The sequence below is a fragment of the Streptomyces sp. NPDC006544 genome, assembly GCF_040611715.1.
In the GTDB taxonomy this organism is placed as follows: Bacteria; Actinomycetota; Actinomycetes; order Streptomycetales; family Streptomycetaceae; genus Streptomyces.
Map to the genome: position 1 here is coordinate 1 of NZ_JBEXOV010000082.1, position 20,773 is coordinate 20,773.

The 20,773-nt window shown below is 72.8% G+C and carries 19 protein-coding genes and 1 tRNA gene; 15 read left to right on the forward strand and 5 right to left on the reverse strand.

The window, feature by feature from the left end; translation table 11 throughout:
• On the reverse strand, positions 1–1,782 hold a 1,782-nt coding region (locus ABZY44_RS28995; RefSeq protein ID WP_356658885.1), incomplete at its 3' end, for a hypothetical protein.
• 269 nt (positions 1,783–2,051) lie between these two features.
• Here ABZY44_RS28995 and ABZY44_RS29000 point away from each other — a divergent pair.
• Together ABZY44_RS29000 and ABZY44_RS29005 are read left to right on the forward strand one after the other, a co-directional pair.
• Positions 2,052–2,483: an SRPBCC family protein gene (locus ABZY44_RS29000; RefSeq protein ID WP_356658939.1), complete on the forward strand. Its 432-nt coding sequence runs from the start codon at positions 2,052–2,054 to the stop codon at positions 2,481–2,483.
• A gap of 38 nt (positions 2,484–2,521) precedes the next feature.
• Positions 2,522–2,593 (forward strand) — tRNA-Val (locus ABZY44_RS29005).
• An 86-nt stretch (positions 2,594–2,679) separates the two neighbouring features.
• Here the strand turns inward: ABZY44_RS29005 and ABZY44_RS29010 are convergent.
• A complete protein-coding gene (locus ABZY44_RS29010; protein WP_356658887.1) occupies positions 2,680–3,405 on the reverse strand; it encodes a 3'-5' exonuclease in 726 nt (241 codons plus the stop codon).
• A gap of 256 nt (positions 3,406–3,661) precedes the next feature.
• Here ABZY44_RS29010 and ABZY44_RS29015 point away from each other — a divergent pair, with 256 nt between their 5' ends.
• The 3 genes from ABZY44_RS29015 (at position 3,662) to thrS (ending at position 7,623) form a co-directional block, all read left to right on the forward strand.
• Positions 3,662–4,252, forward strand: coding sequence for a DUF4365 domain-containing protein (locus ABZY44_RS29015; protein WP_356658889.1), 591 nt, complete (start codon positions 3,662–3,664; stop codon positions 4,250–4,252).
• Positions 4,252–5,481 carry a hypothetical protein gene (locus ABZY44_RS29020; protein ID WP_356658891.1) on the forward strand — a complete coding sequence of 410 codons (1,230 nt, stop codon included), beginning with the start codon at positions 4,252–4,254 and terminating at the stop codon, positions 5,479–5,481. Before ABZY44_RS29015 ends, ABZY44_RS29020 begins: the two co-directional genes overlap by 1 nt.
• A gap of 162 nt (positions 5,482–5,643) precedes the next feature.
• A complete protein-coding gene (thrS, locus tag ABZY44_RS29025; protein WP_356658893.1) occupies positions 5,644–7,623 on the forward strand; it encodes a threonine--tRNA ligase in 1,980 nt (659 codons plus the stop codon).
• 48 nt (positions 7,624–7,671) lie between these two features.
• Here thrS and ABZY44_RS29030 read toward each other — a convergent pair whose 3' ends face one another.
• Positions 7,672–8,337 carry a potassium channel family protein gene (locus tag ABZY44_RS29030; protein WP_356658894.1) on the reverse strand — a complete coding sequence of 222 codons (666 nt, stop codon included), beginning with the start codon at positions 8,335–8,337 and terminating at the stop codon, positions 7,672–7,674.
• A 67-nt stretch (positions 8,338–8,404) separates the two neighbouring features.
• Between ABZY44_RS29030 and ABZY44_RS29035 the strand changes: the two genes are divergently transcribed.
• Positions 8,405–8,965 carry an HIT domain-containing protein gene (locus ABZY44_RS29035; protein ID WP_356658896.1) on the forward strand — a complete coding sequence of 187 codons (561 nt, stop codon included), beginning with the start codon at positions 8,405–8,407 and terminating at the stop codon, positions 8,963–8,965.
• A 103-nt stretch (positions 8,966–9,068) separates the two neighbouring features.
• Here the strand turns inward: ABZY44_RS29035 and ABZY44_RS29040 are convergent, their stop codons facing one another.
• Both ABZY44_RS29040 and ABZY44_RS29045 read right to left on the reverse strand, forming a co-directional pair.
• Complete coding sequence (locus ABZY44_RS29040; protein WP_356658898.1) at positions 9,069–10,736, reverse strand: hypothetical protein; 1,668 nt, start codon at positions 10,734–10,736, stop codon at positions 9,069–9,071.
• A gap of 235 nt (positions 10,737–10,971) precedes the next feature.
• Positions 10,972–13,185, reverse strand: coding sequence for an elongation factor G-like protein EF-G2 (locus ABZY44_RS29045; protein WP_356658900.1), 2,214 nt, complete (start codon positions 13,183–13,185; stop codon positions 10,972–10,974).
• A gap of 266 nt (positions 13,186–13,451) precedes the next feature.
• Between ABZY44_RS29045 and pgsA the strand changes: the two genes are divergently transcribed.
• From pgsA to ruvA, 9 genes are all read left to right on the forward strand, one after another.
• The gene (gene pgsA, locus ABZY44_RS29050) at positions 13,452–14,156 is read left to right on the forward strand and encodes a phosphatidylinositol phosphate synthase (RefSeq protein WP_356658902.1); all 705 of its coding nucleotides are present in this window, start codon (positions 13,452–13,454) and stop codon (positions 14,154–14,156) included.
• The gene (locus tag ABZY44_RS29055; RefSeq protein WP_356658904.1) at positions 14,156–15,079 is read left to right on the forward strand and encodes a phosphatidylinositol mannoside acyltransferase; all 924 of its coding nucleotides are present in this window, start codon (positions 14,156–14,158) and stop codon (positions 15,077–15,079) included. The genes pgsA and ABZY44_RS29055 overlap by 1 nt, the downstream gene beginning before the upstream one ends.
• A complete protein-coding gene (locus ABZY44_RS29060; RefSeq protein WP_356658906.1) occupies positions 15,076–16,239 on the forward strand; it encodes a glycosyltransferase family 4 protein in 1,164 nt (387 codons plus the stop codon). Before ABZY44_RS29055 ends, ABZY44_RS29060 begins: the two co-directional genes overlap by 4 nt.
• A 75-nt stretch (positions 16,240–16,314) precedes the next feature.
• The gene (locus tag ABZY44_RS29065; RefSeq protein WP_356658908.1) at positions 16,315–16,854 is read left to right on the forward strand and encodes a hypothetical protein; all 540 of its coding nucleotides are present in this window, start codon (positions 16,315–16,317) and stop codon (positions 16,852–16,854) included.
• 151 nt (positions 16,855–17,005) lie between these two features.
• The gene (pdxS, locus tag ABZY44_RS29070) at positions 17,006–17,923 is read left to right on the forward strand and encodes a pyridoxal 5'-phosphate synthase lyase subunit PdxS (protein ID WP_356658909.1); all 918 of its coding nucleotides are present in this window, start codon (positions 17,006–17,008) and stop codon (positions 17,921–17,923) included.
• Between the two features lie 6 nt (positions 17,924–17,929).
• Entirely contained in the window at positions 17,930–18,520 is a 591-nt protein-coding gene (gene pdxT / locus ABZY44_RS29075; RefSeq protein WP_356658911.1) for a pyridoxal 5'-phosphate synthase glutaminase subunit PdxT, read from the forward strand.
• Positions 18,521–18,577: 57 nt separating this feature from the next.
• Complete coding sequence (locus ABZY44_RS29080) at positions 18,578–19,330, forward strand: YebC/PmpR family DNA-binding transcriptional regulator (RefSeq protein WP_356658913.1); 753 nt, start codon at positions 18,578–18,580, stop codon at positions 19,328–19,330.
• A gap of 130 nt (positions 19,331–19,460) precedes the next feature.
• Positions 19,461–19,997 (forward strand): crossover junction endodeoxyribonuclease RuvC, encoded by a 537-nt coding sequence (gene ruvC, locus ABZY44_RS29085; RefSeq protein WP_356658915.1) that lies wholly within the window; start codon positions 19,461–19,463, stop codon positions 19,995–19,997.
• Positions 19,994–20,626, forward strand: coding sequence for a Holliday junction branch migration protein RuvA (gene ruvA, locus ABZY44_RS29090; RefSeq protein ID WP_356658917.1), 633 nt, complete (start codon positions 19,994–19,996; stop codon positions 20,624–20,626). Before ruvC ends, ruvA begins: the two co-directional genes overlap by 4 nt.
• Positions 20,627–20,773 lie beyond the last annotated feature (147 nt).

Here is a 20,773-nt window from a genome sequence, read left to right on the forward strand (position 1 = left end):
GGCGCCGGCGTAGGGGTTGTCGACCTTGTTGCCGGTGGGCGGAGGTGTGGTGGGCGGCGTGGTGGGCGCCCGTACGAGGCCCAGACGGGGGCCGAGGGCGGCCACGGCCGCCGCGACCGCGAGGACCGGCGGCGCCCACCAGGCCACCGGGAGGTCCAGCAGTGCGCCCAGGGCCACCGCCAGCGCCGCCGCGTACCCGACCGCGAGCACCGCCGCCCCCGTACGGGCCCACGCCGCGCCGGGCCGGTACGCGGCCCCCGCCGCGCCGAGCGCCGCCAGCACCCCGAGCACGCCGAAGGTGGCCAGCCGGCCGTCCAGGGCCGCCACGGACAGGTTCAGGGCGCCGGCCGTCGCGCAGAGGGCCGCGGCAACGGCCCGGCCACCGATCGGGGGCCGGGACCGCAGCGCGAGCGCCCCCGCCGCCGCCGTCACCGCGAGCTGGGCCACGAAGACCGCACCGGGCGGCAGGCCCAGGGCCACGGGGGCGGTGAACAGTCCCGCCCAGCCCAGGGCCACCGACACCGCCGACGCGGCCGCCCCGTGCGGCTCCGGCAGCGTCCGGACCAGCCACCACGCGGCCGCCGCCGTCAGCAGCAGCGCCACCAGCGGCGCCGGACCCGGCCCGTCCGCGGCCGGGGTGGGCGTCGTCACCGACCACACCTCCTCCAGCACCCGCAGCCGCCCCGCCAGCACCGTCGCCGCCCACGACACGCCCCAGAGCGCCGACAGGGCCGCCACCCCCGCACCGGCCCAGGCGAGGCCGGTCCGGACCGGAGCCGGGAGCGCGGGGAGCCGTACCGTCCCTAGCAGCGCCAGCGCCGCCACCAGGTACGCCACCGCAGCCCAGGACGGATCCACCTCCGGAGCCACCGGACCGCCGACCGCCGCCACGGCCGCGACGCCGCCCGCCGCGGCGAAGGCCGCCCGCCCCTCCGGACGCCACGCCACCGCCACGCCCACCGCGGCCGTCGCCGCCAGCAGCGCCGACGCGGCCAGGACCGATGAGGCCGTTCCCGTCGCCGCCCGGGCCACCGATTCCGAGAGCCCCGTCAGCAGCGCCGCCCCGCCCGTCACCGAACCCGCCGCAGCGGCCCAGACCGTCCACCGGCCCGGCCGCACCAGCGCGAGCAGCGCGTCCAGCGCCGCCGTGGCCAGCAGCGCCCAGCCCAGGCCGGGTCCGCCGGACCCGGCCGCGAGCGCCGCGAGCGGCAGCGGCAGCTGCGCCGTGAGGAGCGCCGCCGGGAGCGGAAGGCGCAGCCGCGTCAAGGCCCGCCCGTACCCGGCCCACAGCGCCGCCAGCGCCGCGGCCGCACCGGCCGCGTACGCCGCGCCGTCGGTGTCCGGCATGCCGACCGCGTACAGCGCGTACGCGTCCAGCACCGTCAGCAACAGGCCGACCGCGCCCACCGCCTCGGCCGTCGACCGAAGGCCCCGGCGCAGCAGCAGCGCGGGCGCGGCGAGCGCCGCCGCCGTCACCGCGGTGAGAACGCCGCTGCGTCCCGCGATGCCCAGAGAGCCCCAGCTGAGGAGGGTGAACGCCAGCGCCGCCACCGCCAGCAGGACGGCTCCCAGGGCCAGCAGCACGTTCTGCGCACCCGGCGCCGAGGCCTCCCTCGGGGGCCTCGGCCCGGCCGGAGCCGCCGCAACGCCCCAGGCGAGGGGGGCCTGCCCGCGCAGCAGCCACTCCCGCCTGCTCAGCAGGTGGTGGCGCCGGGCGTCGAGTTGGAACAGTTCGCGGTCGATGAGCGTGAGCTCCTCGGCCGGCGGCAGGGGTATCTCCATGGCCGGATTGTGCCCCTGGGCGCGGGTCCGGGGCATGGGCGGGAGTACTCATCTCGGTGCGAGTTCCGCCTGAGTACGACGTGCGGTCCCCCTTCGCCCGCCAGACTCGGTCCATGGACCCGAGCAACCGCCGTGCCCGCGCCGTGGATTCACGCACCGGCGCCCCCCGCCGTACCCCCGCACGCGGCCGCGACCCCCGCGGCGCGACTCCCCCCGGCTCCCGCGGCAGCCGTGCCCGCGAGCGCTGGACCCGCTACCGCTTCCGCAGCGTGTGGGACCTCGCCGCTCCCGCCCCCCGCGTCTACGCCGTCCTGGAACGTGCCGAGGACTACTCCCTGTGGTGGCCCCAGATCCGCGCCGTCGCGCCCGCCGGGGACGCCGGCGGCGGCGTCGCCCTCATCCGCTCCGCGCTCCCGTTCACCCTGCGCGTGAGCGCCGACGAACTGCTGCGCGATCCCGCGCGCGGGATCCTGGAGGTCGCCCTGCACGGCGACCTGGAGGGCTGGGCGCGCTGGACCGTCCGGCCGCGGCGCGGCGGCGCGCGGGCCCTGTACGAGCAGGAGGTCGAGGTCCGCCGGCCCCTCATGCGGTGGCTCTCGCTGCCCGGGCGGCCGGTGTTCCGGCTCAACCACCGCCTGATGATGAGGGCCGGACGGCGCGGACTCGCCGCCCGTCTGGCAGCCGGAACGGAAGCGGTTTGAACCAGCCCCGAGCCTTCTGTATTGTTCACTCCGTTCCCGGGCGATTAGCTCAGCGGGAGAGCACTTCGTTCACACCGAAGGGGTCACTGGTTCGATCCCAGTATCGCCCACCGGGACAGGCCGGTCCGTCTGCTGACGGACCGGCCTTCCGCATGTCCGGGGCCGCTGCGCAGGGGCCCGCCCGGGTGCGCCCCCGCTACGCCGCGGCGCCGAGCTCCGGCCGCAGCGGCCAGTGCGGATCCACCGGCTCCGGGGTGCCCTGCCGCGCGAACCACGCCTGCAGCCCGCGCGCCTGCGCCGCGTGCCACACCTGCTGCAACGTGTGCAGTTCCGCCGGGGACAGCCGCTCCAGCCGTCCCGAGAACCGCCGGCCCACCGCGCGGACGAGCTCCAGCGAGGCCAGCGCGTCCGCCGCCGCGTCGTGCGCCGCCTCCAGCTCTATCCCGTAGTGCGCGCACAGGTCCGTCAGCGTCCGCCGCCCCTTGCGGTAGCGGTCCAGATGCTTGTCCAGGACCCTCGGATCCAGCACCGTCAGCGGCCTGTTGTCCAGGTACCGCGCGAGCGAGGACGCCCGGTGCCGGCGCAACTCCCGGTCCAGCAGCGTCAGATCGAACGGCGCGTTCATCACCACCACCGGCCGGCCCGCCACCTGCTGCTCCCCGAGCGCGCGGGCTATCTCCTCCACCACCGGCGCGGGCCAACGGCCGTTGCGCTGGAGGTGGTCGTCGGTCAGACCGTGTACTTCCGTGGCCCCCGGCGGTACCGGGACGCCGGGATTGACCAGCCAGCGCGTGGAGCGGACCCGGCCGCCCGCGCACTCCTGCACGATGAGGGCGGCGGACACGATCCTGTCCTGCTCCACGTCCACCCCGGTGGTCTCCGTGTCGAACGCGGCCAACGGGCCCTCGTACCAGCGTGTCATGGCGAACTCCTCGTCACCCGTCGGCAGATGGGATGCGCTCGGGCGCCTGCGGCCCGGGGCCCGCCACCCTTGCCCGAATCGGTGATACCCGGGCTCTTTGCCCCGTACGCCGTTTGCGGGGAGCCGACTGCGGAGACAACTCCAGTGGGGGACCGCACACATGACCGGTCGTCAACCCCGACACCCTGACACGGAGCCGAGACGGGCCCGACACGGCCCGATCCCGGCAGTGCCCGGAAGGCATGGGGAGCCGGCCATGGCGCTCGCGCAGCCCGAACCGGGCGGGGTGCTGGCGGGGCAGATCGCACCGCGGACCGACCCGCGGGGCGGACCGCTGCGCGGCACGCTCGCCACCACCGCCTGCATGGAGACCCTCCAGGTGGGATACCTGCACGCCGTCGCCGCCGCGGCCGGCTGCTCCCTGTCCCAGCCCTTTCCCGACAACGGCATCGACTGGCACGTCAGCCACGGGGCGCCCGAGCACGTCGTCGACGACGAGGTGACCGTCAAGGTGCAGCTGAAGGCGACCTACCAGGTACCGCCCAGCCCGGCCGGGCCGACCTTCGGCTTCACCCTCGACAACGAGCACCTCGTGAAACTCGCCCGCAGCCCCGTCGCCGTGCACAAGATCCTCGTCGTGATGCTCGTCCCGCGGGAACGCGACCAGTGGCTGAGCGCCGGCCACGACCGGCTCGACCTGCGGCACTGCTGCTACTGGACCAATCTGGCCGGGCACCCCGTGACCGGCCGGCGCCGGACCACCGTACGGATCCCGACCACGCGGATCTTCGACGACCGGGCACTGTGCGAGATCATGACCCGGGTCGGGTCGGGAGGGACACCCTGATGAACTGGCAGTCGAGGCACCTGGAGCCGCTCTCGTCCCCGGAGCCGGCCGCCGGCGCCCCCGATCCCGCGCAGGTCGATCCGCTCGTGCTCGGCGCCCTGCTGCACCGGCACGGCTGGCTGCGCCGCGGCGGCGCGGCCGGGCGGTACGGGCGCTGGACCCCGCCCGCGCCCCACGCGACGACGGGCAGCGGCGCCACCAGCCTCCTCGTCCCCGAGAGCCGCGCCTTCCCCGACTGCGCCGACCTCCTCGAAGAGGCCCTCACCGCGCTCTCGCGCAGCGCCGTGCCCTCGGCCCGCGAGGTGCTCTACGGGCTCAGCGTGCCGAGCGACGAGATCCGCTGGGACCGCGAGATCGCACGCATGGCCTACGGAATCCAGGGCGAGGCCGACTGGACCGTGCAGGAGCAGCTGCGCTCGGCCGCCCGTCAGCTGCTCCTCGCCGGGGCGCTGGCCGACCGGGCCCGCGCCGGGTACTACGGCGCCCGGCACCGGGGCCAGGCCGAGCGGGCCCTGGACGGGGTGCTCGTGGGGCCGGCCCCGGGCGGGCGGCGGCTCACCGCCTACGTGCCCGTCGACGGCGGCCGCGGCCCGGTGACCCGGCTGCACCACGCACTGCACGCCGCCCGCGAGGCCGTGGACTACCGGCGGGCCACCGGCGGCATGGAGGCCTTCGACGCCGCCGTGGAGGCCGGTGTCAGCCGGGAGCTCGCCGACGCGCTCATCGCGCTGGTCCGCGGCACGGAGGGAGCCCGCGTCACCCTCGCCTGGTCCCCGGCTGCGGGTGTCCCGGCGGGATGTGCGGCCCGGCCGGAGCCGGTGGAGTTCTCCCCGGGGGACCTTCCCGTGCTCAGGGAGGCGGCCGCGCGCTACACGCGGGACGAGCCGGCGGTGCCGGTCCGGGTCGCGGGCGCCGTGGTCCGGATGCGGCGCGCGGCGCCCGGCGGCGGGGGCACGGTCCGGCTGCGGGTGCTGGCGGGGGCGGAGATCCCGTACATCCGGGTGGTGCTCGACGAGGAGTCCTACCGGGTGGCGGGCCACGCGCACCTGGTGGGGCTGCCGGTCCGGGTCAGCGGGCAGCTGCAGCGGCGCGGCGGCTTCCGGCGCCTGACGGAAGCGTCGGACGTCACTCCGGTACCGCTGGACGAGGTCGAGCGGGACCGCCTCATGAAGTCCCTGGACGGCGACGAACCGGTGGACGCGTCGGAGGTCCTCCCCTCGGACGACTGAGCCGGGCCCCCGGCCGGGGCGGCCCCCGGGGAACGGCGGGAGGGCGGGCGGGGGACGGCCCCGGGCGGGGAAGCCGCAACCGTTGCGCGGCGGAGCCACCGCGCTCGGTACGATTCAGGCGCGCAGTGTCCGCTCGCGCACCCCCTGAGTCAGGAGAGACCGGTGTCAGACGTCCGTGTGTTCATCCAACGCGATTCCGAGCGGGACGAGCGCGTGGTGGCCACGGGCACTACGGCGGCGGAGCTCTTCGCCGGCGAGCGCACCATCGTCGCCGCGCGCATCGAAGGTGAGCTGAAGGACCTCTCGTACGAGGTGCGGGACGGCGAGAGCGTCGAGCCGGTGGAGATCTCCTCCGAGGACGGCCTGAACATCCTGCGCCACTCGACCGCGCACGTCATGGCGCAGGCCGTGCAGGAGCTCTTCCCCGAGGCCAAGCTGGGCATCGGCCCGCCGGTCCGGGACGGCTTCTACTACGACTTCGACGTCGCGAGGCCCTTCACCCCCGATGACCTCAAGGCCATCGAGAAGAAGATGCAGGAGATCCAGAAGCGCGGCCAGAGGTTCGCCCGCCGCGTGGTCACCGACGACGCGGCCCGCGAGGAGCTCGCGGCCGAGCCGTACAAGCTTGAGCTCATCGGCCTCAAGGGCTCCGCCGCGACCGCGGACGACGGCGCGAACGTCGAGGTGGGCGGCGGCGAGCTGACCATCTACGACAACATCGACGCGAAGAGCGGGGACGTGTCCTGGTCGGACCTGTGCCGCGGCCCGCACCTGCCCACCACCCGCAACATCCCGGCGTTCAAGCTCATGCGCAACGCCGCCGCCTACTGGCGCGGCAGCGAGAAGAACCCGATGCTCCAGCGCATCTACGGCACCGCGTGGCCGTCGAAGGACGAGCTGAAGGCCCACCTCGACTTCCTCGCCGAGGCCGAGAAGCGCGACCACCGCAAGCTCGGCACCGAGCTCGACCTGTTCTCCGTGCAGGACGAGATCGGCTCCGGCCTCGCCGTCTTCCACCCGCGGGGCGGCGTCATCCGCCGCACGATGGAGGACTACTCGCGCAAGCGGCACGAGGAAGAGGGCTACGAGTTCGTCTACACCCCGCACGCCACCAAGGGCACGCTCTTCGAGAAGAGCGGGCACCTGGACTGGTACGCGGAGGGCATGTACCCCCCCATGCAGCTCGACGGTGGTACCGACTACTACCTCAAGCCCATGAACTGCCCGATGCACAACCTGATCTTCGACGCGCGCGGCCGCTCCTACCGTGAACTGCCGCTGCGCCTCTTCGAGTTCGGCACCGTGTACCGGTACGAGAAGTCCGGTGTGGTGCACGGACTGACCCGCTCGCGCGGTTTCACCCAGGACGACGCGCACATCTACTGCACCAAGGAGCAGATGGCGGAGGAGCTCGACCGCACCCTGACCTTCGTGCTGAACCTGCTCCGCGACTACGGTCTGACCGACTTCTACCTCGAGCTGTCGACCAAGGACCCGGAGAAGTTCGTCGGCTCGGACGAGGTCTGGGAAGAGGCCACCGCGACCCTGCAGAAGGTGGCCGAGAAGCAGGGCCTCCCGCTGGTCCCGGACCCGGGCGGCGCCGCGTTCTACGGCCCGAAGATCTCGGTCCAGTGCCGCGACGCGATCGGCCGCACCTGGCAGATGTCGACCGTGCAGCTCGACTTCAACCTCCCGGAGCGCTTCAACCTGGAGTACACCGGCCCGGACGGCACCAAGCAGCGGCCGGTCATGATCCACCGCGCCCTGTTCGGTTCCATCGAGCGGTTCTTCGCCGTGCTGCTGGAGCACTACGCGGGCGTCATGCCGCCGTGGCTCGCCCCGGTCCAGGCGGTCGGCATCCCGATCGGCGACTCGCACATCGAGTACCTGCAGGAGTTCGCCGCCGAGGCGAAGAAGAAGGGCCTGCGCGTCGAGGTGGACTCCTCGTCCGACCGCATGCAGAAGAAGATCCGCAACCAGCAGAAGCTCAAGGTCCCCTTCATGATCATCGTCGGTGACGAGGACATGGCCGCGGGCACCGTCTCCTTCCGCTACCGCGACGGCTCGCAGGAGAACGGCGTCCCGCGCGACCAGGCGCTGGCCAAGCTCGTCGACGTGGTGGAGCGCCGCGTGCAGGTGTGATCCGGTCCCCGCACGGGCGGGGAGACCGGCAGGAGCCCCCGGGGAACCTCAGTTCCCCGGGGGCTCCTCCTCGTCCTCCCGCCGGAAGGCCTGGAGCATCCAGGCCGAGAACGAACCCGTCACCGCGCCCAGCAGGGCCAGCCCGCCCGCCATCATGAACACCGCGATGATCCGGCCGCCCGGCGTCACCGGGGTCATGTCCCCGTAGCCCACCGTCGTCAGCGTCTCGCACACCCACCACACCGCGTCCCCGAGGGTGAGGATCGTGGCCCCCGGGGCCAGGCGTTCGAAGTGGTGGACCCCGAGGGCGCCCGCGAAGCCGAGCAGCCCGGCCGACAGTCCGGCGTACGACATCACGCGCGCGTACAGGTTCCGGCGCGGGCGGTTGCACCGGGCCTGGACGGCGTCGTGGACCTTGACCATGCGCAGCGGCCGCAGCAGCGGCAGCAGCACGATCAGGGTGTCCAGGACGTGCAGGCGGACGAAGCGCGGGGGCCGCATGCCGCTCAGGGCCACCCGGGCCACGTAGTCCACGACGAAGCACAACCAGGTCAGCGCCACGAGGCCGACGCCGACGGCCCGTACGAGGGGGTGCACGTCGTAGGCCATGACGGCGACCGTGAAACCGGTGAGGAAGAGCAGGGAAGCGAAGAACAGCGGCAGTTCGGTCCGGCGTTCCCAGGCCTGGTCGCGGGGCTCGGATGGATCGGGCATGGGCTCAGCATCGCGGCCCCGCCGGCGGTCTTCGCCCCGGCGACACGCCGTACGGGGGCAAGGTCATATGCTGCATCCCATGACGATTGAGCCGGAGCAGCAGATCGGTGTGGGCACGCAGGACGCGTTCCAGCGTCTGTGGACGCCCCACCGGATGGCCTACATCCAGGGGGAGAACAAGCCGACCGGGCCGGAAGCCGGGGACGGCTGCCCCTTCTGCGGGATTCCGGAGATGTCCGACCAGGACGGGCTGGTCGTGGCCCGGGGCGAGCACGTCTACGCCGTGCTCAACCTCTACCCGTACAACGGCGGCCACCTGATGGTCGTCCCGTACCGGCACGTCGCCGACTACACGGACCTGGACGCGGCCGAGACGGTCGAGCTGGCGGACCTCACGAAGCGGGCGATGATCGCGCTGCGCAAGGCCTCCGGGGCGCACGGGTTCAACATCGGGATGAACCAGGGACAGGCCGCCGGGGCCGGCATCGCCGCGCACCTGCACCAGCACATCGTGCCCCGCTGGGGCGGGGACACGAACTTCATGCCGGTCGTGGGCCACACCAAGGTGCTGCCCCAACTCCTCGCGGACACCCGTCAGATGCTCGCGGACGCCTGGCCGGTCGGCTAGCTCCGGCTCTCGCTCCGGCCCGGCCGGCCGGCAGGGGGCCGCCGGGCCGCCGCCCCGCCGGCGGGGCAGCGGGACCGGCTCCCCCGGTCCGCCGGGCCGGTCCTCAGGCGTCGTAGACGTCCGCCTTGCGCGGGGCCGCGTCCTGGACCATGCCGCTGATGATCGACGAGCGGTTCGTGAAGCGGTCGATGTCCACGCCGTTCTCGTCCAGGACCCGCATCGCGGCGGTGTGCACCGCCCGCAGGACGGGGGTCGCGGCGCGCATCGCGTCGTCCGCCATGAAGCGGTGGCGCCAGGGCTGACCGGCCCAGACGTGCCGGACGCCGAAGGGCTCGGGCAGGACGAGCTTGCCGCCGAGGAAGTCGAGGAGCGGCGGGTACCAGGTGAACGGTGCCCGCACGGTGAGGCGGACGACCTCGTTCGTGTCGACCAGGGCCAGCTTGCGCTCCACGGTCTCCCAGAACCGTACGGACTTCGCCACCTCGACCACCGGGGCGGTCGACTTGGTGGTGAACAGGCCGTCCACGGGGCCCAGCGCGTGGCCGGTGACCTCCACCCGCAGCGTCTTGTAGAGCACGGTGACCGTGACCAGCATGGTGATGACGAGCTGGCCGTCCCAGAGCGGGTACTGGATGCCGAGGTAGTGCCGGTTGCCCGCGCTGAACTGCTGTTCGTTGCAGATCCGGGTGATCTCGTGCGGCTTGACGAGGAAGGTGTCCACGTCCGCTCCGGTGGGGCGGGCGACCTCCTTGGCGCCCTCGCCGACCGGCGTGACGATCCAGTGCATGATCGAGGCGGGCGGGAGCCCTCCGGTGTGCAGGGGGCCGCGCTCCAGCTTGCGCAGCTGGGTGTCGATCGCGCGTATGACGTCCCAGCTGCGGAAGGGGTGGATCTCCGCGCCCTCGGTCTTGGGGGCGAGCTCCTCGGCCATCTGCCAGCTGGCCCAGCGCGTGCCCATACCGAGAATGCCCTTGGGCCCGGCGTAGAAGACCGAGTTGCTGCGGTCCTCGGCGGTCAGCTTGGCCAGGGAGTGGCGCAGGTCCTCGCGGGCCTTCTCGTCGGGGTTGCCGGGAACGGCCTCGGGGATCTTGGCGGCGACGCCGCCGCCGGAGAGGAGGCCGTCCCAGCGGGAGCGCAGGTCCGCGGCGGTGGCCTCGCAGATCCGGCGGGCGAAGTACCAGCCGAGGGCCGGGGCGATGACCATGGCGCGGACGTAGAGACCGAGGACGCCGGTCACCGGGAGCCGGAACATCAGGACGGCCGCCACGACGGCGACACCCACGAGGAGGGCCGTGCCCATCCAGGAGGCGCGCTTGCCCTCGGAGGAGGCCAGGAGCCTGCGGGCCCAGAAGAGGCCGAGCCACAGCAGGAGCCCGGGGAGGAACACGAGCCCGCAGACGAGCATGATCCAGCGGAGCTTGCGGTCGCGTTCCTTGCGGATGCGTGAGGCCGCCAGGCAGTGCTCGACCACGGTCTGCGGGTCGGCACCGAACGACTGGATCAGGGGTTTGCGGGTCGGCGGGAGGGTGCGGGCCTCGACGGCGCGGCAGAAGGCCTCGCCCAGGCTGGGTTCGAAGAGGGAGATCTTGCCGGGTTTGACGACCGACTCGTGGTACTCGTTGTTGGCCTTGAGTATGGATTTCAGCTCGCTGTCGCGTCCGCCGTCCCGGTAGGCGGCGGAGGCCAGGGCGTTCGTCGCGGCGGTCTGCCCGCCGCCCCCCTGGAGCGGGATCTGCGCTCCGGGCCTGAAGTCGAATCCGTCGTCCGCCACCGTTGCCCCCATCGCTGTGCGTCGTGCTCGTGTGCGGGCCTGCCCGCGCAGTCCGCGCCTGTCCACCCCACCGGTCGTGCGCGGCCTGGCGGTGGTCAGCCCGCCCGGTCGGTCCACCCGCCCGGCCCGTCCGCCTCACCGCGCGGACGAGCCTATCGGCGGATTCCTCCCCATGGTCATGGGACAGCCAAATACCGCCCACCGCAAGCGGGTTGGATGGGCGGTCGAAATGGCACTATGTCAATTTGCTTCCCTTATCAACCTTTTCACGTAGCTTGTCCGCGAGCTGCGGCGGCATCGGCTCGTGGCGCGCGTACGTACGGCTGAACCTGCCGGTGCCGTGCGACACGGAGCGCAGCTCGACGGCGTAGCGGCCGATCTCGATCTCGGGGATCTCGGCGATGACGCGGGTGCGGCCGGGGCCGGCCTGGTCGGTGCCGACGACGCGGCCGCGGCGTCCGGCGAGGTCGCTCATGACGGGTCCGACGTACTCGTCGGGGACGAGGACGGCGAGCTCCGCGACCGGTTCGAGGAGGTGCAGGGCGGCCTCGGCGGCGGCTTCGCGCAGGGCGAGGGCGCCGGCGGTCTGGAAGGCGGCGTCGGAGGAGTCCACCGAGTGGGCCTTGCCGTCGAGGAGGGTGACGCGCACGTCGACCAGCGGATACCCGGCCGATACGCCGCGAGCGGCCTGCGCCCGTACGCCCTTCTCGACGGACGGGATGAACTGGCGGGGGACGGCTCCGCCGACGACCTTGTCGACGAACTCGATGCCGCTGCCGGGCGGCAGCGGCTCGACCGCGATCTCGCAGATGGCGAACTGGCCGTGCCCGCCGGACTGTTTGACGTGGCGGCCGCGGCCGGCGGCCTTGGCGCCGAAGGTCTCGCGGAGGCTGACCAGGTGGGGGACGGCGTCGACCTGGACCCCGTAGCGGGTGCGCAGCCGTTCGAGGGTGACGTCCTGGTGGGCCTCGCCGAGACACCACAGGACGAGCTGGTGGGTGTGCGGGTTCTGTTCGAGCCGCATGGTGGGATCTTCGGCGACGAGCCGGGCCAGGCCCTGGGAGAGCTTGTCCTCGTCGGCCTTGCTGTGGGCCTCGATGGCGAGGGGGAGCAGCGGGTCGGGCATGGACCAGGCGTCCATGAGAAGGGGGCGGTCCTTGGCGGAGAGGGTGTCACCGGTCTCGGCCCGGGTGAGTTTGGCCACGCAGGCCAGATCCCCGGCGATGCACTGGGCGAGGGTGCGCTGCTGCTTCCCGAAGGGGGAGGTGAGGGCCCCGACGCGTTCGTCGACGTCGTGGTCCTCGTGGCCGCGGTCGGCCAGCCCGTGCCCGCTGACGTGGACGGTCTCGTCGGGGCGCAGGGTGCCGGAGAAGACGCGGACGAGGGAGACGCGGCCGACGTAGGGGTCCGAGGAGGTCTTGACGACCTCGGCGACGAGGGGCCCGTCGGGGTCGCAGGTCAGGGCGGGACGGGCGGCGCCGTCGGGGGCGGTGACGGTGACGGGGGCGCGCTCCAAGGGGGTGGGGAAGCCGCCGGTGATCAGTTCGAGGAGTTCCACGGTGCCGAGGCCCTTGGAGGCGCCGTCGGCGGCGGGGGCGGCCATCAGGACGGGATGGAAGGTGCCGCGGGCGACGGCGCGCTCCAGGTCCTCCACGAGCGTCTCCACGTCGATGTCCTCGCCCGCGAGGTAGCGGTCCATGAGGGTCTCGTCCTCGCTCTCGGCGATGATCCCCTCGATCAGGCGGGCGCGGGCCTCGGTGATGAGGTCCAGCTCGGCGGGGTCCGGGTCGCGCTCGACGCGGTCCCCGGAGGTGTAGTCGTAGACGCGCCCCGAGAGCAGGCCGAGCAGGCCGGCGACCGGGGCGTGCCCGTCGTGGCCGGCGGGGCCGTGCAGGGGGAGGTAGAGCGGGCGGACGGCGTCGGGATCGTCGGCGCCGAAGGCGTCGCCGCAGACACCCGTCATCTGGGTGTAGTCGGCGCGGGCGGCCTCGAGGTGGGTGACGACGATGGCGCGCGGCATGCCGACGGCGGCGCACTCGTCCCAGACCATGCGGGTGGCGCCGGTGAGGCCGTCGCCGTCCTCGGCGGCCGAGACGACGAAGAGGGCGGCATCGGCGGCGCGCAGGCCGGCCCGCAGTTCCCCGACGAAGTCGGCGTATCCGGGGGTGTCGAGAATGTTGATCTTGACTCCGGCCCACTCGACGGGGACCAGGGAGAGCTGGACCGAGCGCTGGCGCCGGTGCTCGATCTCGTCGTAGTCGGAGACGGTGGCGCCGTCCTCGACGCGGCCGGCCCGTTTCACGGCGCCGGCGGTCAGGGCCAGGGCCTCGACCAGGGTGGTCTTGCCGGATCCGCTGTGGCCGACCAGCACGACGTTCCGTACGGAGCCGGGACGGTCGGCCGTCAGTGCCCTGCCGGCGGCCCCGGCTTGGTGTGATGTCGCTCCCATGGTGCTCGTGCCTCCCGGTTGGAGAGGAAATGGGCTCCTTCGAGCTTTGCACCGCCGTCACACTGCGTCCATACGTCGTACGGCGGCCGCTCGGGCAGGCGGCCGGCAGGCCCCCGGCGGGCGTCCGGGACGCCCCGCGGGGCCCGGGAACGGCTTACGTGGTGTGAACCGGTGGGTGCGTTGCGCTGACGGGCCGGGGCGCTGGCTACGATGGGCCAGCCGGTGGCCGTGGTGGCCGTGCGGCCCAGCGACCCTCCGGGAAGGCCATGCTGAACAAGTACGCGCGTGCATTCTTCACGCGTGTTCTCACGCCATTCGCCGCTTTTCTGCTCAGGCTGGGAGTGAGTCCCGACGCGGTCACCCTCGTCGGCACGGCCGGAGTGGTGGCGGGAGCACTGGTCTTCTTCCCCATGGGCGAGTTCTTCTGGGGCACGATCACCATCACGCTCTTCGTCTTCTCCGACCTGGTGGACGGGAACATGGCCCGCCAGGCCGGCGTCTCGAGCCGTTGGGGGGCGTTCCTCGACTCCACGCTCGACCGGGTCGCGGACGCGGCGATCTTCGGCGGGCTCGCGCTCTGGTACGCGGGCTCCGGGAACGACAACGCCCTCTGCGCCGTCGCGATCTTCTGCCTGGCCAGCGGGCAGGTGGTCTCGTACACCAAGGCGCGCGGTGAGTCGATCGGGCTGCCGGTGGCCGTCAACGGGCTCATCGAGCGGGCCGAACGGCTCGTGATCACGCTGGTCGCGGCCGGTCTGTCCGGGCTGGAGACCTTCGGAGCGCCCTCGTGGATCGGCGTGCTGCTGCCGATCGCGCTGTGGGTCGTCGCCGCGGGCTCGCTCGTGACGCTGATCCAGCGGGTGGTCACCGTACGGCGCGAGTCGGCGGAGGCCGACGCGGCCGCTGCCGCCGCCGCGGGGGCCGGCGCCCCCGGCGGCCCCGTCACCCCTCCGGAAGGCGGTACGGCCTGATGGGCACGGCACAGGACAAGCTCGTCGACGGGCTCTACGGACTCGGCTGGGCCGGGGTCAAGAAGCTGCCCGAGCCCGCGGCGGCGGCCCTCGGACGCCGGATCGCGGACTTCACCTGGAAGCGGCGCGGCAAGAGCGTGCTGCGGCTGGAGTCGAATCTGGCCCGGGTGGTGCCGGACGCGACGCCGGAGCGGCTGCGCGAGCTGTCGCACGCGGGCATGCGCTCGTACATGCGGTACTGGATGGAGTCCTTCCGCCTGCCCACCCTGCCCAAGGAACGTTTCGGCGTCGACGTCGAGATGAAGGACGACCACATCCTGCGCGAGGCCCTGGCCACCGGCCGGGGAGTCGTCGTCGCCCTGCCCCACCTGGCCAACTGGGACCTCGCCGGCGCCTGGGCCACCACCCACATCGGGGTCCCGTTCACCACCGTCGCCGAGCGGCTCAAGCCGGAGACCCTCTACGACCGCTTCGTCGCCTACCGCGAGAGCCTGGGCATGGAGGTGCTCCCGCACAACGGCGGCGCCGCCTTCGGCACGCTCGCGCGCCGGCTGCGCTCCGGCGGCCTGGTCTGCCTGGTCGCCGACCGCGACCTGTCGGCGTCCGGGGTGGAAGTGGACTTCTTCGGCTCGGCCGCGCGCATGCCGGCCGGGCCGGCGCTGCTCGCGCAGCAGACGGGCGCGGTACTGCTGCCCGCCACGCTGTACTACGGGAAAGCACCGAAGATGTACGGCCGGATCCACTCCCCGGTGGAGGTGCCCGCGAAGGGGACCCGGCAGGAGAAGACGGGCATCATGACCCAGGCGGTCGCCGACGCCTTCGCGCAGGGGATCGCCGAACATCCGGAGGACTGGCACATGCTGCAGCGGCTGTGGACCGAGGACCTGGAGGCCGCGGGCCGGCCCGGGGGGCCGTCCGCGTGAAGATCGGCATCGTCTGCCCCTACTCGTGGGACGTGCCGGGCGGCGTCCAGTTCCACATCCGTGACCTGGCGGAACACCTGATCGGCCTCGGCCACGAGGTGTCCGTCCTGGCCCCGGCGGACGACGAGACCCCGCTGCCGCCCTACGTGGTCTCGGCGGGGCGGGCGGTGCCCGTGCCGTACAACGGATCGGTCGCCCGGCTGAACTTCGGCTTCTTGTCGGCGGCGCGGGTGCGGCGCTGGCTGCACGACGGCGTCTTCGACGTGGTCCACATCCACGAGCCGACCTCGCCCTCCCTGGGACTGCTGACCTGCTGGGCGGCGCAGGGCCCGATCGTGGCCACCTTCCACACCTCCAACCCGCGCTCGCGGGCGATGCTGGCGGCATACCCGATCCTCCAGCCGGCACTGGAGAAGATCAGCGCGCGGATCGCGGTGAGCGAGTACGCGCGGCGCACGCTCGTGGAGCACCTCGGTGGCGACGCCGTGGTGATCCCCAACGGCGTGGACGTGGACTTCTTCGCCAAGGCCGAGCCGAATCCCGCCTGGTCCGGCCAGACCCTCGGCTTCATCGGCCGCATCGACGAACCGCGCAAGGGCCTTCCCGTCCTCATGGCGGCCTTCCCCCGCATCGTGGAGCAGTGCCCGGACGTACGCCTCCTGGTGGCCGGCCGGGGCGACGAGGAGCAGGCGGTGGCCTCCCTGCCGGCCGAGCTCCGCAGCCGCGTGGAATTCCTGGGCATGGTCTCGGACGAGGACAAGGCGAGGCTGCTGCGCAGCGTCGACGTGTACGTGGCCCCGAACACCGGCGGCGAGAGCTTCGGGATCATCCTGGTCGAGGCCCTGTCGGCGGGGGCGACGGTCCTGGCCGCCGACCTGGACGCCTTCACCCAGGTCCTGGACCAGGGCGGGGCGGGCGGACTCTTCACGAACGAGGACCCCGCGTCCCTGGCCGCGGAGGCGACCGCCCTCCTGCGGGACCCCGCGCGCCGGGCGGAGCTGAGCGCGCGCGGCTCGGCACACGTACGGCGCTTCGACTGGTCGACGGTCGCGGCGGACATCCTGGCCGTCTACGAGACGGTGACGGACGGCGCGGCCGCGGTGGCCACCGACGAGCGCGTCCCCCTGCGCACCCGCCTGGGGCTGAGCCGCGACACGTAGTCCGGGCCGGCTGCCCGCAGGGCCACCCCGGGCGGCACCCGGCGGAAGACCCGGTGAAAGGTAGAGTCGCCGCCCGTGATCGAAACCCTTGTCTGGATTGCCCTGGCGCTCGGCGTCATCGGGGTCTACCTCAGCTGGACCGCCGGGCGGCTCGACCGGCTGCACTCGCGGATGGACGCCGCCCGCGCCGCACTCGACGCCCAGCTCGTCCGTCGCGCCTCCGTGGTGGTCGAGGTCGCCACCTCGGGGGTGCTGGACCCCGCGTCCGCCATCGTCCTGTACGAGGCCGCGCACGCCGCCCGGCAGGCCGAGGAGGAGCACCGCGAGGTCGCCGAGAGCGAGCTGAGCCAGGCGCTGCGGGCGGTGTTCGCGGACTCCGGAGCGGTCGAGGTGCTGAAGGCCGCCCCGGGCGGGGCGGAGGCGACCGAGGAGCTCGCGGCGGCGGTGCGCCGGGTGCCCATGGCGCGCCGGTTCCACAACGACGCCGTGCGCGCGGCCCGCGCCCTTCGCCGGCACCGCAAGGTCCGCTGGTTCCGGCTGGCGGGCCACGCGCCCTTCCCGCTGGCCTTCGAGATGGACGACGAGCCTCCGGCGGATCTCGCGGAACGGCCCTGAGGGTGCGACTTGTACCCAATGGCCAAATCGCGAGGAGCCACCGGCTGCACATTGGCCCTTGCAGTGGACTGGTCCAGAGGGTTTCCTCGGTCGAGTAGCAGGACCAGCAACACCGTTCCACCTGAATCTTCCTTTCGAGTGAGGTCAATCCGTGAGCACGCTTTCCCCCACCCCGCAGTCCGCTGACTCGGCGATCGGCACCTCCCGCGTGAAGCGCGGCATGGCCGAGCAGCTCAAGGGCGGCGTGATCATGGACGTGGTCAACGCCGAGCAGGCGAAGATCGCCGAAGACGCCGGCGCCGTGGCCGTCATGGCCCTGGAGCGGGTCCCCGCCGACATCCGCAAGGACGGCGGCGTCGCCCGGATGTCCGACCCCAACATGATCGAAGAGATCATCGAGGCCGTCTCCATCCCCGTCATGGCGAAGTCCCGCATCGGCCACTTCGTCGAGGCCCAGGTCCTCCAGTCCCTCGGCGTCGACTACATCGACGAGTCCGAGGTCCTGACCCCGGCCGACGAGGTCAACCACTCCGACAAGTGGGCGTTCACCACCCCCTTCGTCTGCGGTGCCACCAACCTGGGCGAGGCCCTGCGCCGCATCGCCGAAGGCGCGGCCATGATCCGCTCGAAGGGCGAGGCCGGCACCGGCAACGTCGTCGAGGCGGTCCGCCACCTGCGTCAGATCAAGAACGAGATCGCCCGCCTGCGCGGCTACGACAACAACGAGCTGTTCGCCGCCGCCAAGGACCTGCGCGCCCCGTACGAGCTGGTCAAGGAGGTCGCCGAGCTCGGCAAGCTCCCGGTCGTGCTGTTCTCCGCCGGTGGCGTCGCCACCCCCGCCGACGCCGCGCTGATGCGCCAGCTCGGTGCCGAGGGCGTCTTCGTCGGCTCCGGCATCTTCAAGTCGGGCGACCCGGCCAAGCGCGCCGCCGCCATCGTGAAGGCCACCACCTTCTACGACGACCCGAAGATCATCGCGGACGCCTCCCGCAACCTGGGCGAGGCCATGGTCGGCATCAACTGCGACACCCTCCCCGAGTCCGAGCGCTACGCCAACCGCGGCTGGTAGTCACTCATGACCACCCCCGTTATCGGTGTCCTGGCCCTCCAGGGCGATGTACGGGAGCACCTGATCGCCCTGGCCTCGGCTGACGCCGTGGCCAGGCCGGTCCGGCGCCCCGAGGAGCTCGCCGAGGTCGACGCGCTGGTGATCCCCGGCGGCGAGTCCACGACCATGTCGAAGCTGGCCGTCCTCTTCGGCATGCTGGAGCCGCTGCGCGAGCGCGTGCGGGCCGGGATGCCGGTCTACGGCACCTGCGCCGGCATGATCATGCTCGCGGACAAGCTCCTGGACGGACGCGAGGACCAGGAGACCCTGGGCGGCATCGACATGATCGTGCGCCGCAACGCCTTCGGGCGCCAGAACGAGTCCTTCGAGGCGCAGGTCGATTTCGCGGGCATAGGGGGCGGCCCCGTCGAGGGCGTCTTCATCCGCGCTCCCTGGGTGGAATCCGTCGGCGCCGCCGCCGAGGTGCTCGCCACGTACGACGGACACACCGTCGCCGTGCGCCAGGGAAACGTCCTCGCCACCTCCTTCCACCCCGAGCTCACGGGCGACGACCGCGTGCACGCGTACTTCGTCGACATGGTGCGCGCGGGGCTGTAACGGCGTCCCGGTAGGATCTGAGGCGAACACTGTTGGTGACGCGAAGGAGACAGGCAGATGTCCGGCCACTCTAAATGGGCTACGACGAAGCACAAGAAGGCCGTGGTTGACGCCAAGCGCGGCAAGCTCTTCGCGAAGCTGATCAAGAACATCGAGGTCGCGGCCCGTATGGGCGGCGCCGACATCGATGGCAACCCGACCCTCTTCGACGCCATCCAGAAGGCCAAGAAGAGCTCGGTCCCGAACAAGAACATCGACTCCGCGGTCAAGCGCGGCGGCGGCCTCGAGGCCGGCGGCGCGGACTACGAGACGATCATGTACGAAGGCTACGGCCCGAACGGCGTCGCGGTGCTCATCGAGTGCCTCACCGACAACCGCAACCGTGCCGCGTCCGACGTGCGTGTCGCCATGACCCGCAACGGCGGCTCGATGGCCGACCCGGGTTCGGTCTCGTACCTGTTCAACCGCAAGGGTGTCGTCCTCCTGCCCAAGGGCGCGCTTTCCGAGGACGACGTCCTGGAGACGGTGCTCGAGGCGGGTGCCGAAGAGGTCAACGACCTCGGTGAGAGCTTCGAGATCATCAGCGAGGCCACCGACATGGTCGCGGTCCGCACCGCGCTCCAGCAGGCGGGCATCGACTACGACTCGGCCGACTCCAACTTCCTGCCGACCATGCAGGTCGAGCTGGACGAGGAGGGCGCGCGCAAGATCTTCAAGCTGATCGACGCGCTGGAGGACAGCGACGACGTGCAGAACGTCTTCGCCAACTTCGACGTCTCGGACGAGGTCATGGAGAAGGTCGACGCCTGACCGAGGCGTGAACCGCGCACGGCGTCGGGCAGCGGGCCGACGGGGACACACCCCGTCGGCCCGCTGCTTTGTCAGTGCCACCCGATAACCTGCGAAGCTGCACGTACAGGAGAGCGAAGAAGGGGGCGGGGTGCGCGTACTCGGCGTTGACCCGGGGCTGACCCGATGCGGTGTCGGCGTGGTCGAGGGGGTGGCCGGCCGCCCCCTGACGATGCTGGGCGTCGGGGTCGTACGGACGCCCGCGGACGCGGAGTTGGGCCACCGGCTCGTCGCGATCGAGCGGGGCATCGAGATGTGGCTGGACGAGCACCGGCCCCAAGTCGTCGCCGTGGAACGGGTGTTCAGCCAGCACAACGTCAGCACGGTGATGGGCACCGCCCAGGCCAGTGCCGTCGCCATGCTGTGCGCGGCCCGGCGCGGCATACCGGTCGCCCTGCACACCCCGAGCGAGGTCAAGGCCGCCGTCACCGGCAGCGGCCGCGCCGACAAGGCGCAGGTCGGGGCCATGGTGACCAGGCTGCTGCGGCTGTCCGCCCCGCCCAGGCCCGCTGACGCCGCGGACGCCCTCGCCCTCGCCATCTGCCACATCTGGCGCGCCCCCGCCCAGAACCGTCTCCAGCAGGCCGTGGCGCAGCACGCCACCGCCCTGAAAGGCCGCACCTCATGATCGCCTTCGTCAGCGGCCCGGTCGCCGCGCTCGCCCCCGGCCTGGCCGTGATCGAGGTCGGGGGAGTGGGCATGGCCGTCCACTGCTCCCCGAACACCCTCGCCGGTCTACGGACCGGCGAGCCGGCCAGGCTGGCCACCTCCCTGGTCGTGCGGGAGGACTCGCTGACGCTGTACGGCTTCGCCGACGACGACGAGCGGCAGGTCTTCGAGCTGCTGCAGACCGCGAGCGGGGTCGGGCCGAAGCTCGCGCAGGCCATGCTGGCGGTGCACAGCCCGGACGCGCTGCGCGTCGCCGTGTCCGTGGGGGACGAGAAGGCGCTGATGGCCGTCTCCGGCATCGGGAAGAAGGGCGCGCAGAAACTGCTGCTCGACCTGAAGGACAAGCTGGGCGCGCCCCTGGGCTCGAGCGGGATGGTGGGAGCGCAGCGCGCCGCGGCCTCCGGTCCGGCGCCCTGGTCGGAGCAGCTGTCCGCGGCGCTGATCGGACTGGGCTACGCCTCCAGGGACGCGGACGAAGCGGTCTCCGCGGTGACCCCGCAGGCCGAGGCGGCCATTGCCGCGGGTGGCTCCGCACCCGTGCCGCAGCTCCTGCGCGCGGCCCTCCAGTCGCTGAACCGTGCCCGCTGAACCGTGCCCGCCGACCCGGGCCCGCTGACCCGTGCCCGCTGAACCGGGCCCGCCGACCCGTGCGGGGCGCCCGCCGGCCCCCTGGGCGGCGCCCGCCGACCTCCCGCGGGGCGTCGTCGCCGGGGCCGGCGCCACACCCCGGGCGGG